The sequence below is a fragment of the Nonomuraea zeae genome, from assembly GCF_005889725.1.
In the GTDB taxonomy this organism is placed as follows: domain Bacteria; phylum Actinomycetota; class Actinomycetes; order Streptosporangiales; family Streptosporangiaceae; genus Nonomuraea; species Nonomuraea zeae.
Window position 1 is genome coordinate 36,032 of the sequence record NZ_VCKX01000061.1, and the last position, 13,723, is coordinate 49,754.

Consider the following 13,723-nt stretch of genomic DNA (forward strand, 5'->3'; position numbering starts at 1 on the left):
AGAAGGAGCACCGGATGGCCACCTCCAGGATCGAGCGGACGTACGCCACCGCGCCCGAGCGGATCGCGTTCATGGAGGGCGCCGGCCTGCCGCCGGTGGACGCCCGGCAGGCGGACAAGGGCACCCGCGTCACGATGACCATGGACGCGATGCACGACGAGGAGTGGACCCGGCGCCTGCTGACGGGCCGGGCCAACGAGCTGGACAACCTCGGCAGGGTGGCCGGCGTGTGATCGCAGGCCCGCCCCCGACGACCCCGCGAAACGAGACCCGCGTATGACGCTCCCCCTGGCACCGGTCCGGCGCCCGCTCGCCGGTGCCGCCACCCGGCCGGCACCTCTACCCTGGGCAGCTCGTACGCGTGGACGGGCGGTGGGCGGATTGACGAACCTCTGGCGGTCGGACCGCGTCGTGCGGCTGGCGCCGGCCGGCGCGGTCGCCTGCAGTGCGATGCTGCCGCTGGTGCAGGTGGCGCTGGCCTTCGCCTACGGGGGCGACGACAACGGGCCGGGGCTGTGGAGCATCGCCGCGACCACGGTCTACCTGCCGCTGCACCTGCGCCACGTCTGGTACGCCGCGCGCGCGGTCCGCCCGCCGGCCGCGTCCTGGACCATGGCGGCGCTGGCCGTCGTCATCCTGGCCGCCACGCCGCTGGCCGGGAACATGTGGCCGCGGTCGTACACCGCCCTGGTCGTGTCGGCCCTGCTCGTGCTGCCCGCCCCGTGGTCCCTGGCGATCTACGTGGCGGTGGTGGCCGCGGCGGCGCCCATCGCCCATGAGCTCGGCCTGCCGTGGACGACCGCGCCGTGGCTGATGTTCTCGGTGCTGGCCGGCAGCGGGACGTTGCTGCTGCTGATCTGGCTGTCCGCCGCGCTGACCCGGTTGCAGGCGGCGAGGGAGCAGCTGGCCCAGCAGGCCGTCACGCAGGAGCGGCGCCGGATCGACGAGGACCTGCACCATTCGCTCGGCACCGCGCTGGAGTCGCTGGCCGCGCGCGGCGAGCGGGCCGCCGGGCAGCTCGCGCGGGGCGAGTCGGCGGGTCTCGTGGCCGAGCTGACCGGGCTCTCCGACGACTCCAGGCGCACGCTCGCCGAGGCCAGGCAGCGCGTGCGCGGCTACCAGCGATCGTCGCTGCGCACCGAGCTCGAGACCGCCACCACGCTGCTGGCCGCGGCCGGCATCGAGACCCGGCTCGAACTGCCCAGAGACGGCATCCCCGACACGATCGCCCAGCAGCCGCGGGCCGCCCTGCGCTCGACGGTGACGCGGCTGCTGCGCGACGGCAGAGTGCGCGCCTGCACGATCACGGTGACCTCGCGAGAGGGCCGGATACGCCTGGAGCTGCGGGCCGACGACGCCGCCGAGACGATCGAGGTGCCGGCATGACCGGGTCGATCCCGCCGCCATGGGTGCTGCGGCACCCGCACTGGCCGCTGATCGCGCTGCACGTGCCGCTGGCTCTGCAGGTGCCCGTCTACACGATCCTCGGCATGGAGGGCTCGCCGGGCGATCCGGTCACCGCGATTTCGGCCGCGGTCCTGGCCGGCGGGCTCCAGCTGCGGCACAGCCTCGCCGCGACCAGGGGCGAACGGCCGCCGGGATGGCTCTGGAGCCTGGTCGCGTTGCTGCTGCTGGCCGACCTGCCGATCTGGTGGATCGGCGCGGACTGGGAAGGCTTCATGATCTTCGCCGTCGCGTCGATCGTGATGCTGCTGCACGGGCGGACGCGGCTGATCGTGATCGCCGCGCAGATCCTGATCCTGCCGACGCAGGAGTTGCTGGCGACCCTGCGGGACGACGGCACCGTGACGTCGCGCACGCTCATCCTGTGCGCGTACGCCCTGGTCGTCAGCCTCCTGTTCGCCGCGTCGCTGGTCGGCGGGGCGCGGCTGGTCCGGCTGGTGAACGAGCTGGCCGCCACCCGTACCGAGCTGGCCGCCGCAGCCGTCGGCGAGGAGCGGATCCGGGTCTCGCGCGACCTGCACGACCTGCTGGGCCAGAGCCTGTCGGCGATCTCGCTCAAGGGCGACCTGGCGCTGCGGCTGCTGGCCAAGGACGCCTGCGCCGCCCGCGCCGAGATCGAGAGCCTGACCGGGGTGGCCCGCGACGCGCTGCGGGACGTGCGCGCGATCACCCGTGACGAGCACGCCGTGTCGCTGCGTACCGAGATCGACGGGGCCGCCGCCCTGCTCGGCGCGGCCGGGGTGTACACCCGGCTCGACGTGGCCGACCTGCCGCCGCTGCCCGGCCCCGCCCAGAGCGCCCTGGCGTGGGCGATCCGCGAGGGCACCACCAACCTGCTGCGCCACAGCGACGCTCAGACCTGCGCCATCACGCTTTCACGACGCGACGGCACAGTACGCTTGGAGATCGTCAACGACGGCGTGCGCGCCGCCGCCCGCGGCTCGGAGCCGTCCCGGGTGGCCGAGCGGGCCGGCGGCTCGGGGTTGTCCGGGGTGGCCGAGCGGGCCCGCGCCGCCGGCGGCACGTCGGCGGCCACCGTGCTCGGCGGCCGGTTCCTGCTGTCGGTCGAGATCCCCGAGGAGGCCGCGTGATCCGCGTACTGATCGCCGAGGACATGCACATGATCCGCTCCGCCCTCGTGGCCCTGCTGTCGCTGGAGGACGACATGGAGGTCGTCGCCGAGATCGAGCGCGGCGACGAGGTGCTGGCCACGGCGCTGCGCGTCCGGCCCGACGTCGCGGTGCTCGACATCGACATGCCGGGGCTGGACGGCCTGTCCGCCGCCGAGCAGCTGTCCGCGCGCCTGCCCTCCTGCCGGACCCTCGTGCTCACCGGGCTCAGCCAGCCGGGCAACCTGCTGCGCGCGCTGAAGGTGCACGCGAAGGGGTTCATCGTCAAGGACGCCCCCGCCCAGACCCTCACCGACGGGATCCGCCGCATCGCCCGCGGCGAGCGCGTGATCGACCCGGAGCTCGTCGCCGCGGCGCTGGAGACCGGCAGCAGCCCGCTCACCGCCAGGGAGACCGAGGTGCTGCGCGCCGCCGCGACCGGCGTGCGGATCGCCCAGATCGCCACCCAGCTCTCGCTGTCGCAGGCCACCGTGCGCAACTACCTGTCGAACGCGATCAGCAAGGTCGGTGGACGCAACCGCATCGACGCCATCCGCATCTCCCGCGACGCCGGCTGGCTCTGACCCCCGCTCGCCGCGGGCCCTGGCGAGTCCGCCGCCGGCTACGTGCCCGCTCCTCCGCCCGGCGTGGCCAGGTCGGCGGTGATGAGATCGGCGTCGAGGGCGACGCCCGGCAGCGGGGTGGCGCCGCCGGGGCGCAGGCCGTCCAGGAGCGTGGCCAGCAGGCGGGCGCGTACCGCGTCGTCGAGGTCGCCTGACACCGACGGCAGGGGCCGGGTCAGCACGGTGAGGAACATGACGAGGTCGGCGGCGCTCACGTCGGCCCGCAGCGCTCCCTCGGCGCGGGCGGCGCCGACCAGGGCGTCCAGCGCCTCCAGCACGCGGGCCCTGGTCTCCAGGAACTCGGGGCCGGGCCGCACGTGGGCGCCCAGGATCGGGAGCATCGCGACGATCCGCCGCTCGACGACCCCCCGGGCGAACGCGGCCAGCGCCTGACCGGCCGACGGCCCGGTGGCCAGGACCTCGGTGGCGAGCGCGGCCACCTGCGCCATGTTGTCCACGACGACGGCGGCGATCAGGTCGGCACGGGCCGGGAAGTGGCGGTACAGGGTGGCGTTGCCGACGCCCGCGCGCGTGGCGATCTGGTCGAGTGGCACGTCCGGCCCCTGATCGAGAAAGGCCAGGTGCGCCGCGTGCAGGATCTGCCCGCGGTTGCGGCGGGCGTCGGCGCGCAGCTCTTTCATCGGCCACTCCAGATCCAAGCGTGGACATGTTCCCCGGTTATGTTACTGTGCCAGGCAAACGGGGAGTTTCTCCCCACTTTCTCGTTGGAGGATCAGATGGGATCGATCGCTGAGACCTCGGTGGCGTGCGTCGTCGCCGGAGGTGGCCCGGCGGGGATGGTGCTCGGCCTGCTGCTGGCCAGGTCGGGCGTGGACGTGGCGGTTCTGGAGAAGTACCCCGACTTCCTGCGCGACTTCCGCGGCGACACGGTGCACGCCTCCACCCTCAACCTGCTGGACGAGCTTGGCCTCGGCGACCGGTTCGCGGCGCTGCCCCAGCAGCGCGAGCGGCGGCTCACCATGGAGTTCGACGACGGCGTCATCGGCGAGGACTTCAGCCGCCTGCCGGGCCGCCACCAGCACATCGCGCTCGTCCCGCAGTGGGACTTCCTCAACCTGCTGGCCGAGGCCGCCGCCGAGTCGCCGCACTTCCACCTCGCCCAGAACGCCGAGGTCGACGGCCTGCTCCGGCAGGGCGGGCGGGTGTGCGGGGTGCGCTACACCGACAAGGACACCGGGCGGGTCGGCGAGGTGCGGGCGCCGCTGGTCGTGGCGGCCGACGGGCGGCACTCCACCGTGCGGGACCTGCTCGATCTGCGGCCCCGCTCCTCCGCCGCGCCGCACGACTGCCTGTACGTACGAATCCCGCGCCTGCCCGGCGACCCCGACGGCACGTTCCTGCGCTTCTCCGCCACGGGCGGCCTCATCATGATCAACCGAGGTGACTACTGGCAGGCGGCCCTGCTCATCGCCAAGAACATGGCGCAGGCCGCGCGGGCTGACGACGGGGCGTGGACCCGCCGGACGATCGCCCGGCTGGCCCCGTACACCAGCGAGCGGATGGCCGCCATCGGCGCGCGCGACATCGCCGTCCTGCAGATCCGCATCGACCGGCTCGCCCGCTGGTGGGTGCCGGGCGCGCTGCTCATCGGCGACGCCGCGCACGCCATGTCCCCGATCGCCGGCGTGGGCGTCAACCTGGCCATCCAGGACGCCGTCGCCGCGGCCCGGATCCTGGTGCCCGCCCTGCGGCGCGGCCGGGTGAGCGAGAAGGAGCTGGCCCGGGTGCAGCGCCGCCGGCAGTGGCCGACCGTGATCACCCAGGCGGCGCAGCGCAAGGCCCAGGAGCGGTTCGTGGCCGCCTCCATCGCCGATGACGGCGCCGCGCCCGCCCCGCTCCGCCTGCCGCAGCCGTTGCGGGTCCTGCGGCACTGGCGGGGGTTCCCGTACCTGCTCGGCAGGGTCGTGGGGCTGGGGATCCGGCCCGAGCGCCTGACCGGCTCGCTGGAGCCGCTGAGCCACGGGTGAGCGTGGACACGCGGCCGTTCACGCGGGGTCGCCGAGGAAGTCCAGCATCCTGGCGTCGACCTCGTCCGGCCGCTCCCTGTGGGCGAAGTGCCCGCAGGCGTCCACGACGTCGATGCGCGGCGCCACGTCGCAGAACGTGATCCTGCCGCCCATGACCGCCTGCTGGGCGTCGGCCAGGTCCGGTGCCCGCAACGCCGGGTTGAGCGGGTGCCGGTAGTAGGCGAGCGCCGCCGTGACCACGGCCGGATCGGCGAAGACGTCCTTGACCGGGTCGATCTCCTCGGGTGACGGACGATAGCCCGGAGACCAGTCCGCCCAGGGGCCGGTGACCACGTGCCCGTCGTCGCCACCGAGCGCGGCGCCGCCTACCGGGCCAGATTCCGCACCACGAACGCGGGCCGCAGGCTTTGACCTGCCGGCCATCGGCCTGAAAGCTCAGTCGGCCTGCCGGTCGCCCGCCGGAATCGGCTCGGCCAGCGCGGCACGCCCGGGAGCCGCGGGGAAGGGGTCGGCGAAATACTGGGTCTCGTGCGTCACCAGACCGTCGGTGATCTCCATGATGCTGACCGAGTACGTGGGCGCGCCGTCATAGGTGATGACGCACTCGCTCACCCACAGGTCGCCGGCGCCCTGGATCCGGCGGATGGTGAAGTGACGCTCGGCCGGGTGCCCGCCGCGCTGCGCCTGGATCTTCGACCGGCCGCTGAAGCGCTCGCCGGACTGCGGGTAGTCCAGGATCGCGTTCGGGGCGTAGATCGCGTGCTCGGCGTCGACGTCCCCGCGCTCGGAGGCCTCCCAGTGCCGCTGGATCCGGGACCGGATCTCGGCCGCAGGATCGTTTGAGCTGTTCACCCGTTAGCCCCTCATGACCAGAAGGAATGTCGCCGGCTCGCACGGCCGATCTTACCTGAGGGTCTTCGCCCAGCTCAGGACCACTGGCCGCCGGCACGTGGCCGGACTTCGGGCCCGGTGCGGGCGGCGGCCGTATCCGGGTCAGGTCACCCGCCGGGGCCGCTCATGACTCCAGGGCGAACACCAGCCAGGATTCACCCGGCGCCAGGCCGGCCAGCTCGCGGCCGCACTCCTGGAGCACCTGCGGGCCCGAGGTGATGTGCGCCGTACCCGCGTGCACGTCCCTGAACAGCCGCTGGATCAGCCCGTCACGCAGCGCCGAGGTGCCGCCCGAGGCGTAGACGAACCTGGCCACCTCGGCGAGGGTCGAGGTGATGTGGTTGAGCGCGAGCCGCACCATGGTCTCCTGCCGCACGTCGAGCCGCCCGCCCGCGTCCAGGGTGCGCTCCGCGTCGTTCCAGGTCTCGTGCACCAGCGCCCCCGCCGACCGGAACTTCGCCTCGGCCCGGGCGAAGTCGGCGTGGAAGGCGTCGCTGCCGGCGATCTGGCCCGGCCGCCCGGCCCGCGCGCCGGCGTAGCGGCGCAGCTCGTCCAGCAGCCGCCGGCCGACGCCGAGCGCCCAGCCGGAGTGGCAGATCAGCGCCTGGTCGACCAGGCCGAGCCGGTAGATCGCGCCGCCGCGCAGCGGCTCGTCCTGGGTGAAGACGTGCGACTGCGACTCCGGTACGAACGCGCCGTCGATGGCGTAGTCGATGCTGCCGGTCGCGCGCAGGCCCAGGACGTCCCAATTGCCGAGCATGGTGACGTCCTCGATCGGGGTGATGCAGATCCGGACCTCGTCGGTGCCCTCGACGGCGCCCAGGCTGTGGGCGTACTGGGCGTGCGGCATGCCCGAGGCGAAGCTCCACTGCCCGCTGAGCCGGAAACCGCCGTCCTCGCGTACGGCGCTGCCCGGCCGGGTGCCCTGGCCCGCGAAGACCGGCATCCGCGGGCCCTTGAAGATCCGCTCGACGGCGTCGTCGCCCAGGTAGGCGCCGGCCGTGCCGTTCTCCAGCGTGGTGGCCATGAGCACCCAGCCGGTGGAGGCGTCGGCGTACGAGAGCTCCTCGAAGACGGCGATCAGCTCCTTGGGGGACAGCTCGGCGCCGCCGAGCTGGACAGGTACCCATACGCCGAAAAGTCCGGACTCGTGCAGGGCGTCCACGACGGGGTCGGTGAGCTTGCCCTGCGCCTCGGCCGCCTCCGCCTCGCGCTCGACCAGCGGGCGCAGCTCGCGGGCTCGCTCCAGCAGGGTGGTGCCGGCGGTGTGCAGTCGCGGCGTGTCGCTCATTTCCCGGTGCTCCTGTTCACGATCGACGGCGCTTTACTCCGTCAGATCACGGATGTGCTGCTTTGTCCAGGGCACGCCATCGCCGTCCGGGCCGCCGCCCGCTGCCCGGCACCAAGGTCGTAAGGCGCCGCCGCCGTCGCTCCGGGCCTGGCGTCAGCCGGGGCCCGAGCCTGGCGTCAGCCGGACCGGGCCGTGTCGTCAGCTTGGGCCGGGGCGGGTGGAACGCCAGTTCTCGGCGGCCTCGATCATGAGGTTACCGACGTGCTCGAAGAACTCGCTCACCTCCGCCAGCCGGGCGCCGGCGGGGGTGGTGGCGCCGAGGGTCGCGGCTCCGCTGCGGGCGGTCTCGGCCAGCATGACGTTCTGCCGGGCGCTGGTCAGCCAGGCCCGGAACCAGACGTCCGCGTCGATCGCGTACCGGTCGCGCCGGCTGCGGGGGTCGCGCTCGCGCCGGATCAGCTCCTGCTGCTCCAGCTCGCCGATGGCCTTGGAGATGGACGCCGGGCTGACCTGGAGGCGTTCGGTGAGCTCGGCCGCGGTGAAGCTGCCGCTGTCGGTGGTGTAGAGGGAGGTCAGCACCCGGGCGGTCATGCGCGACAGCCCGGTCGTGACCATCGCGGCGGTGAACTGCTCTTCCAGGTCGTGCACCGCCTCGGGGTCGCGCCCGTGCGCGTCGGCCCGCTGCTGCGCCGGGGCCGAGGCCGGTTTGCGGCGGCGCCGGGCGCGGCCTTCGGTCGCCCGATGGGCTCGCTCGGCCTGGTAACCCTCCGTGCCGCCGTTGCGGGTGATCTCCCGGCTGACGGTCGAGATCGGCCGGTGCAGGCGCTGGGCGATCTCGGTGTACGTCAGCCCTTCGGCCAGGCCGTCGGCGATGTCGCATCGGTCCTGGTATGTGAGCCTGCCTCCCGGCATCGGGCCCCGCCTCCTGCTGATTCCTGCCGTGTCGATGAACAGTATTGCGTTCGCCGCCATTCCATTGCAAGTCCCATTGATCGTTATTGCATTTGATGTCAAGCCTATTGCAAGTGACCTGCGCTTTTGGCTGGATTTTCGTCTGGTCCACGCGTTGACGAATTGATGAAGGCAAAGTAGCTTTTACTGAGTGTTGAACGCGTACTATCTCGTTCGGGCGCATGCATGTCCCGACGTTCGGAAGGAACCGACATGACCCTCACAGCGCCCACCAGCGTGACGGCGCGATCGCTCGCGCCGGACCTGGCGCGCGGCCTCATGCTGCTGCTGATCGCCCTGGCGCACGCGCCCGCGTTCGCCGGCGACTGGAGCGCGGGGCCCGCCGCGCTCGACACCGCCGCGAAGTTCGTCAAGTCCCTGCTCGCCGACAACCAGGCCCGCGACATGTTCGTGTTCCTGTTCGGCTACGGCCTCGGCCAGCTCGCCCACCGGCAGGAGGCCAGGGGCGGCGACTGGCCCTCGACCAGGAAGCTGCTGCGGCGCAGGGCATGGTGGCTGATCGCGATCGGCTTCGCCAACACCGTGCTGCTCGTGCCAATCGACGTCATCGCCGTCTACGGGCTGACGCTGCTGGTGCTGGCCCCGCTCGTACGGGCGCGTGACTCGGTGCTGCTGTGGACGAGCGTGCTGACACTCGTGCCCGCGACCCTGCTGCTGGCCTGGCAGAGCGTGGCCGCCCAGGCGAACCCCGTCACCATGGCTGAGTTCATGGAGCCGACCTTCGGCGCCCACCTTGTCGCGAGCATCCCGTCCTGGCCGGTCGAGACCGTCCTGTCCACCATCATGGTCGTACCGGGCATGCTGCTTGGCATCTGGGCCGCCAGGCGCAGGATCCTCGACGAGCCGGAGCGGCACGTGTCACTGCTGCGGCGCGTCACCGTGATCGGGCTCGCCGTCGCCGTCGCCGGCAGGCTCCCCGCGGCGCTGCTGGCGGCCGGCGCCTGGACGATCCCTTCTACCTCTGCGGGCTGGGCGGTCGCCGTCGCACACGACCTGACCGGGTATGTGGGCGGCATCGCCCTGGCGGCGGCCGTCGGGCTGGTCGCGATCAGGGCGCGCAGCGGGCGCCTCACCACGGCGCTCGCCGCGCTGGGGCAGCGGTCCTTGACGTTCTACCTGTTCCAGGCGGTGCTGTGGATGGTGCTGTTCTACCCGTTCACGCTGGATCTGAGCGGGGACGTGGGTTTCGCCGCCACCTCGGGGATCGCCGTGGGGGTGTGGCTGCTGTCGCTCCTGCTGGCTGACTGGATGCGGGTGGCGGGCTACCGCGGACCGGCCGAGGTGCTGCTGCGCAGGCTGTCGTACGGACGCCGCTGAGCTCCGGCACCGAGGAGCCGCGGCTCCGGGGTGCCGGGTTCGGCGGGGCCACCGCGCTTGTCCCGCCTCCGGTGCGGGAGGTGCGGGCTGGGGGGCGGCCGGATCCGATCCCCGGCCGCTCCCCGTTGCGCTACGTCAGGCGGCTTCGTTGCGGCGCTGGCAGTTGATGCAGTAGCGGGCGAGCGGCCGGATCTTGAGCCGGTCGAACGGGATGCCTGCCAGGCAGTGGGCGCAGCGGCCGTACTCGCCGGTCGCCAGCCGGTCCAGCGCCCCGGCGAGGTCGGCGATGGCGCGGTCGGCGGTGGTGAGGGAGGCGAGCAGCTCCTGCCAGGTGCCGTCGGCGCCGCTGCCGTCCTGCGCCGCGGCCTGGAGGTTGAGCAGCTGGCGGCTGCGCCGTTCGAGCTGCTCCTGGAGGTCCTGGCGCAGCGTCTGCAACTGGACGGTGCTGAGGTGCGGGGTTCCGCGGGTGTCGGTCATCGGGAAGGTCCTTTTCGCAAGTGAGAGAAGTGGGGTACGGGTACGGCGCAGCGGCCGTACGCGGTCAAGCGGGCGGCCGAAGTCGTACTGGCAGCCCAGGCGGTGTGCCCGGCCCCGAGCGGTGTGGGTTGCCCTGGACGGTGCGGGCTGCCCGCGCGTCAGGGGCAGCCTGATCCGCGAGAGCACCCCGGGTCGGCTGGCAGCCTGAACCGGCAGGCGGCCTGAACCCGCCTGGTGGCCTGAACCCGTCAGGAGAGTCCCGGCCGTCAGAGCGGCTTGATCACCAGGGCGGCTTGTACCGTCAGGGCGGCTTGAGCCGTCAAGGCGGTCCAGGTGGCGCGCATGCCGCCACCTGCCGTCGGCCATGGCCGCGATACGGCGGTGCCGTGGCCGGTCGTGCGGCAGCCCTGCGTGGGCGGTGCCGGTGGGCCGGCAAGCCGGGCGGTCCGATTCGGCGTCAGGCCGGGCGGTCCGATGCGGCGTCAGGCCGGGCGGTCCGGTTCGGGCGCGCATGGCCGGATCCCCGTGGCGCGGGAGCGTACGGGGACGGCGGATCGGCGAAAGGAGTCGGTCAGCTCAGCGGCGGGCTGCGCGACCCCGAGGCGTGGTGCGCGAACTGCTGGGGATCGCGGACCTGCTCCGCGCCCAGGCCCGGCGCCGGCAGCAGCGCGAGCCGGGCCTCGTCCTGCCGCTCACCACGCAGCGGCGGCCAGAGCGACAGGACGTGATGCTCGCGTGCGCCGCCGGTCTGCGGCGGCAGGCCCGACAGCTGCGCGTCCCACGCGCCCAGACTCCACGCCTGGCCGGAACCGAACGCGGACGGGTGGGCGGCGGCGGAGCCGCCGTAGCGGGCGTAGCTGCAGGCGGCCAGCAACAAGGACAGCAGGACCAGGCCCATCACGCCGGTACGCGCGATGGACCCGCGTGGTGTGCCCCACGGTCCCGTCATACGGCCGACCATAGCCCAGACCGCGCGAAAAGGCAGATCGGCTGCGCCCGCCGACCGGCTGGGCCCCCTGACAGGCTGCCTCCGCCGACCGGCTGGGCCCCCTGACCGGCTGCGCCTCGTACTGGGGCTGGGTCGAAGCGCGCCGGCCAGGCCCGCATGCTCGCTGGGCCCTCATGCGGACCGGTTACCCCGGGGCTGCTCGACGAGCGTCTGGGTGCCGAGCACGGTGATCAGGGAGAGGCGCTCGGCGTCCTCGGTGCCGGGCTCGGCCGTGTAGATCATGATCCGCAGGTCGCTGCCCGCCACGGTGAGCACGTCGCAGTCCAGCGTCAGAGCCCCGGCCTGCGGATGGTCGATGGTCTTGCGAGCCGCCTCGTGACGCCCGACCGCGCCGGAGTCCCAAAGCTCGGCGAACCGGTCGCTGCCCGCGCGCAGCTCCGCGATCAGGCGCCGGAGCCCCTGGTCGGCCGGATACCGCCCGGAGGCCGTGCGCAGGTCGGCGACCAGCGCGGCCTCGAAAACCGGCTGGGACTGCGTCGTGTGCCTGACCCGGCCCCCCGAGCCGAGAAAATGCCGCCACACACCGTTGCGCTGGTTGCCGCGCCACCCGGACGGATCGCCCATCAGCGCCGCGTACGGCCGATTGGCCACGAGCAGCGTCCAGGAAGCGTCGTAGACCGCGACGGGCGTGCCCGATAGCCGGTCCAGGAGCCGCTGGACGCTGGACGTGAGGTAGGCGGGCACCGTCTCCGGCCCCGGCGGCGCCAGCCCGGCCAGCCTGAACAGGTGCGCGCGCTCGGCCCCCGACAACCGCAGCGCCCTGGCCAGAGCTTCAACGACCTGGGCCGAGGGGTTGGCCGCACGGCCCTGCTCCAGGCGGGTGACGTAGTCGACGGAGATCCCGGCCAGCAGGCCCAGCTCCTCGCGGCGCAGCCCCGCGGCACGCCGCTGGCCGCCGGACGGCAGGCCCGCGGCCTCCGGCGGGACCCGGTCACGCCAGCGGCGCAACGCCTGCCCGAACTCCGTCGTCGCCATGCTCCCAGTCTGCCCTGGCGGCCGGCATTCTGCCTGGTACGGGCAGTCCCAGGAAGCTCGTACGACTGGCTGGCCGCACCGCCCCGGCGAATCCTGGAGACATGACGACAACACTGATCACCGGAGCGAACAAGGGTCTCGGCTTCGAGACCGCCCGCCGGCTCGTCGCAGCGGGCCACACCGTCTACGTCGGCAGCCGGGACGCCGGACGCGGGCGCCGCGCCGCCGAGAAGCTGGGCGCCCGGATGGTCCTCATCGACGTTACCGACGACGCCTCCGTCGCGGCGGCGGCGAAGACCATCGAGGCCGACGGGGGGCTGGACGTGCTGGTCAACAATGCCGGCATCGAAGGAAGGACGCAGGAAGGAGCGGTGATCGGTGCCGCCGACCTGACCGCCGGCATGATGCGGACGATCTTCGAGACGAACGTCTTCGGCATCGTCCGCGTCACCCATGCGTTCCTGCCGCTGCTGCGGCGCTCGGCCGCCCCGGTCATAGTGAACTTGAGCAGCGGCCTGGGCTCGATGGCGCGGGTCACCGCGGAGGGCACGCCGACGTACGCCTATCCGGGGGTCGCCTATCCGGCGTCGAAGGTCGCGGTCAACATGCTCACCGTGCAGTACGCCAAGGCGTTCCCCGGCATGCGGATCAACGCCGTGGAGCCCGGCTACACCGCGACGGACCTGAACGGGAACACGGGCACGCAGACGGTCGAGGAGGGGGCGGAGATCATCGTCCGGATGGCGAGGGTGAGCCCGGACGGGCCGACCGGCGGCTACTTCGACGCGGCGGGCACCCTTCCCTGGTAACGGCGCGCCGGTGGCGGCGCGTCGGCCCGGGTGATTCAGTCCGGCCGTAATTCGTTGCAGACTGGCCCGATGGGGGTACGTGCCCGGGTCGAGGGCGTCGTTCAGGGCGTGGGGTTCCGGCCGTTCGTGCACGGGCTGGCCACGAGGCTGGGGCTGGCGGGGCGGGTCGGCAACGACGCGCACGGCGTCTTCATCGAGCTGGAGGGCGGCCGGGGCCAGATCGCGGAGTTCCTGTCGCGGCTGGAACGCGACGCGCCCCCGCTGGCCGCCATCGAACGGGTGACCGTCACCTCCGGCACCCGCACGGCCCAGGCCGGTACGGGGTTCGCGATCGTGCCGAGCGACCCGTCGGGCGTGTCCCGCACGATGGTGTCGCCCGACGTCGCGACCTGCGCCGACTGCCTGGCCGAGCTGGCCGACCCGGCTGACCGGCGGTACCGCTACCCCTTCGTCAACTGCGTCAACTGCGGTCCGAGGCTCACGATCGTGCGCGCGATGCCGTACGACCGGCCGCTGACCACGATGGCGGGGTTCGCGATGTGCGCCGGCTGCCGCGCCGAATACGACGATCCGGCCGATCGGCGCTTCCACGCCCAGCCCATTTGCTGCCCCGCATGCGGCCCCCGGCTCCGGCTGGTCGTCCCGAACGCCGGGCCGACGGCGGGTGCTGATCCACTGGCTGGGGTGCAGCTCAGGCTTGCGGCGGGTGCTGATCCGGTGGCCGGGGCGGAGGTCGGGACGGCTGCGGGTGATGACCCGGTGGCCGGGGCGGCCGGGGCCTGTCTCTTATACCCATCT

16 protein-coding genes are annotated in these 13,723 nt (G+C 73.1%); 8 read left to right on the forward strand and 8 right to left on the reverse strand.

Features of this window, described 5'->3' with window-relative positions; genetic code table 11:
- The first annotated feature begins 14 nt into the window (after positions 1 to 14).
- The 4 genes from ETD85_RS64715 (at position 15) to ETD85_RS21010 (ending at position 3,157) form a co-directional block, all read left to right on the forward strand.
- A complete protein-coding gene (locus ETD85_RS64715; RefSeq protein WP_206058430.1) occupies positions 15 to 233 on the forward strand; it encodes a hypothetical protein in 219 nt (72 codons plus the stop codon).
- Between the two features lie 139 nt (positions 234 to 372).
- Positions 373 to 1,386 carry a sensor histidine kinase gene (locus ETD85_RS21000; protein WP_138691450.1) on the forward strand — a complete coding sequence of 338 codons (1,014 nt, stop codon included), beginning with the start codon at positions 373 to 375 and terminating at the stop codon, positions 1,384 to 1,386.
- Positions 1,383 to 2,555: a sensor histidine kinase gene (locus ETD85_RS21005; protein ID WP_138691451.1), complete on the forward strand. Its 1,173-nt coding sequence runs from the start codon at positions 1,383 to 1,385 to the stop codon at positions 2,553 to 2,555. Before ETD85_RS21000 ends, ETD85_RS21005 begins: the two co-directional genes overlap by 4 nt.
- Positions 2,552 to 3,157: a response regulator transcription factor gene (locus tag ETD85_RS21010; RefSeq protein ID WP_138691452.1), complete on the forward strand. Its 606-nt coding sequence runs from the start codon at positions 2,552 to 2,554 to the stop codon at positions 3,155 to 3,157. Before ETD85_RS21005 ends, ETD85_RS21010 begins: the two co-directional genes overlap by 4 nt.
- A gap of 38 nt (positions 3,158 to 3,195) precedes the next feature.
- Here the strand turns inward: ETD85_RS21010 and ETD85_RS21015 are convergent, their stop codons facing one another.
- Positions 3,196 to 3,837 carry a TetR/AcrR family transcriptional regulator gene (locus ETD85_RS21015; RefSeq protein ID WP_138691453.1) on the reverse strand — a complete coding sequence of 214 codons (642 nt, stop codon included), beginning with the start codon at positions 3,835 to 3,837 and terminating at the stop codon, positions 3,196 to 3,198.
- A gap of 96 nt (positions 3,838 to 3,933) precedes the next feature.
- Between ETD85_RS21015 and ETD85_RS21020 the strand changes: the two genes are divergently transcribed.
- Entirely contained in the window at positions 3,934 to 5,184 is a 1,251-nt protein-coding gene (locus ETD85_RS21020; RefSeq protein WP_138691454.1) for an FAD-dependent oxidoreductase, read from the forward strand.
- An 18-nt stretch (positions 5,185 to 5,202) separates the two neighbouring features.
- Here ETD85_RS21020 and ETD85_RS21025 read toward each other — a convergent pair whose 3' ends face one another.
- From ETD85_RS21025 to ETD85_RS21040, 4 genes are all read right to left on the reverse strand, one after another.
- Positions 5,203 to 5,607 carry a hypothetical protein gene (locus ETD85_RS21025; protein ID WP_138691455.1) on the reverse strand — a complete coding sequence of 135 codons (405 nt, stop codon included), beginning with the start codon at positions 5,605 to 5,607 and terminating at the stop codon, positions 5,203 to 5,205.
- Between the two features lie 12 nt (positions 5,608 to 5,619).
- Positions 5,620 to 6,036: a nuclear transport factor 2 family protein gene (locus tag ETD85_RS21030; RefSeq protein WP_138691456.1), complete on the reverse strand. Its 417-nt coding sequence runs from the start codon at positions 6,034 to 6,036 to the stop codon at positions 5,620 to 5,622.
- A gap of 163 nt (positions 6,037 to 6,199) precedes the next feature.
- Complete coding sequence (locus ETD85_RS21035) at positions 6,200 to 7,366, reverse strand: acyl-CoA dehydrogenase family protein (RefSeq protein WP_138691457.1); 1,167 nt, start codon at positions 7,364 to 7,366, stop codon at positions 6,200 to 6,202.
- 198 nt (positions 7,367 to 7,564) lie between these two features.
- Complete coding sequence (locus ETD85_RS21040; RefSeq protein ID WP_138691458.1) at positions 7,565 to 8,278, reverse strand: GbsR/MarR family transcriptional regulator; 714 nt, start codon at positions 8,276 to 8,278, stop codon at positions 7,565 to 7,567.
- Positions 8,279 to 8,530: 252 nt separating this feature from the next.
- On the opposite strand from ETD85_RS21040, the gene ETD85_RS21045 reads away from it, so the two are divergent.
- Positions 8,531 to 9,655: a DUF418 domain-containing protein gene (locus tag ETD85_RS21045; protein ID WP_138691459.1), complete on the forward strand. Its 1,125-nt coding sequence runs from the start codon at positions 8,531 to 8,533 to the stop codon at positions 9,653 to 9,655.
- A gap of 135 nt (positions 9,656 to 9,790) precedes the next feature.
- On the opposite strand, the gene ETD85_RS21050 is transcribed toward ETD85_RS21045, so the two are convergent.
- From ETD85_RS21050 to ETD85_RS21060, 3 genes are all read right to left on the reverse strand, one after another.
- The gene (locus tag ETD85_RS21050) at positions 9,791 to 10,132 is read right to left on the reverse strand and encodes a TraR/DksA family transcriptional regulator (protein WP_138691460.1); all 342 of its coding nucleotides are present in this window, start codon (positions 10,130 to 10,132) and stop codon (positions 9,791 to 9,793) included.
- A 571-nt stretch (positions 10,133 to 10,703) separates the two neighbouring features.
- Positions 10,704 to 11,081 carry a hypothetical protein gene (locus ETD85_RS21055; protein WP_138691461.1) on the reverse strand — a complete coding sequence of 126 codons (378 nt, stop codon included), beginning with the start codon at positions 11,079 to 11,081 and terminating at the stop codon, positions 10,704 to 10,706.
- A 171-nt stretch (positions 11,082 to 11,252) separates the two neighbouring features.
- Positions 11,253 to 12,116 carry a helix-turn-helix transcriptional regulator gene (locus tag ETD85_RS21060; protein WP_138691462.1) on the reverse strand — a complete coding sequence of 288 codons (864 nt, stop codon included), beginning with the start codon at positions 12,114 to 12,116 and terminating at the stop codon, positions 11,253 to 11,255.
- A 101-nt stretch (positions 12,117 to 12,217) separates the two neighbouring features.
- Here ETD85_RS21060 and ETD85_RS21065 point away from each other — a divergent pair, with 101 nt between their 5' ends.
- Together ETD85_RS21065 and ETD85_RS21070 are read left to right on the forward strand one after the other, a co-directional pair.
- Positions 12,218 to 12,925, forward strand: coding sequence for an SDR family NAD(P)-dependent oxidoreductase (locus ETD85_RS21065; RefSeq protein WP_138691463.1), 708 nt, complete (start codon positions 12,218 to 12,220; stop codon positions 12,923 to 12,925).
- A gap of 69 nt (positions 12,926 to 12,994) precedes the next feature.
- The coding region (locus tag ETD85_RS21070; RefSeq protein WP_138691464.1) for an acylphosphatase at positions 12,995 to 13,723 on the forward strand (729 nt) is incomplete at its 3' end.

Bases quoted from the DNA above. Each gene is read 5' to 3' on its own strand.
- ETD85_RS64715 (WP_206058430.1), top strand. From the start codon at position 15: ATGGCCACCTCCAGGATCGAGCGGACGTACGCCACCGCGCCCGAGCGG.
- ETD85_RS21005 (WP_138691451.1), top strand. From the start codon at position 1,383: ATGACCGGGTCGATCCCGCCGCCATGGGTGCTGCGGCACCCGCACTGG.
- ETD85_RS21015 (WP_138691453.1), bottom strand. From the start codon at position 3,837: ATGAAAGAGCTGCGCGCCGACGCCCGCCGCAACCGCGGGCAGATCCTG.
- ETD85_RS21020 (WP_138691454.1), top strand. From the start codon at position 3,934: ATGGGATCGATCGCTGAGACCTCGGTGGCGTGCGTCGTCGCCGGAGGT.
- ETD85_RS21025 (WP_138691455.1), bottom strand. From the start codon at position 5,607: ATGGCCGGCAGGTCAAAGCCTGCGGCCCGCGTTCGTGGTGCGGAATCT.
- ETD85_RS21035 (WP_138691457.1), bottom strand. From the start codon at position 7,366: ATGAGCGACACGCCGCGACTGCACACCGCCGGCACCACCCTGCTGGAG.
- ETD85_RS21040 (WP_138691458.1), bottom strand. From the start codon at position 8,278: ATGCCGGGAGGCAGGCTCACATACCAGGACCGATGCGACATCGCCGAC.
- ETD85_RS21045 (WP_138691459.1), top strand. From the start codon at position 8,531: ATGACCCTCACAGCGCCCACCAGCGTGACGGCGCGATCGCTCGCGCCG.
- ETD85_RS21050 (WP_138691460.1), bottom strand. From the start codon at position 10,132: ATGACCGACACCCGCGGAACCCCGCACCTCAGCACCGTCCAGTTGCAG.
- ETD85_RS21055 (WP_138691461.1), bottom strand. From the start codon at position 11,081: ATGACGGGACCGTGGGGCACACCACGCGGGTCCATCGCGCGTACCGGC.
- ETD85_RS21060 (WP_138691462.1), bottom strand. From the start codon at position 12,116: ATGGCGACGACGGAGTTCGGGCAGGCGTTGCGCCGCTGGCGTGACCGG.
- ETD85_RS21065 (WP_138691463.1), top strand. From the start codon at position 12,218: ATGACGACAACACTGATCACCGGAGCGAACAAGGGTCTCGGCTTCGAG.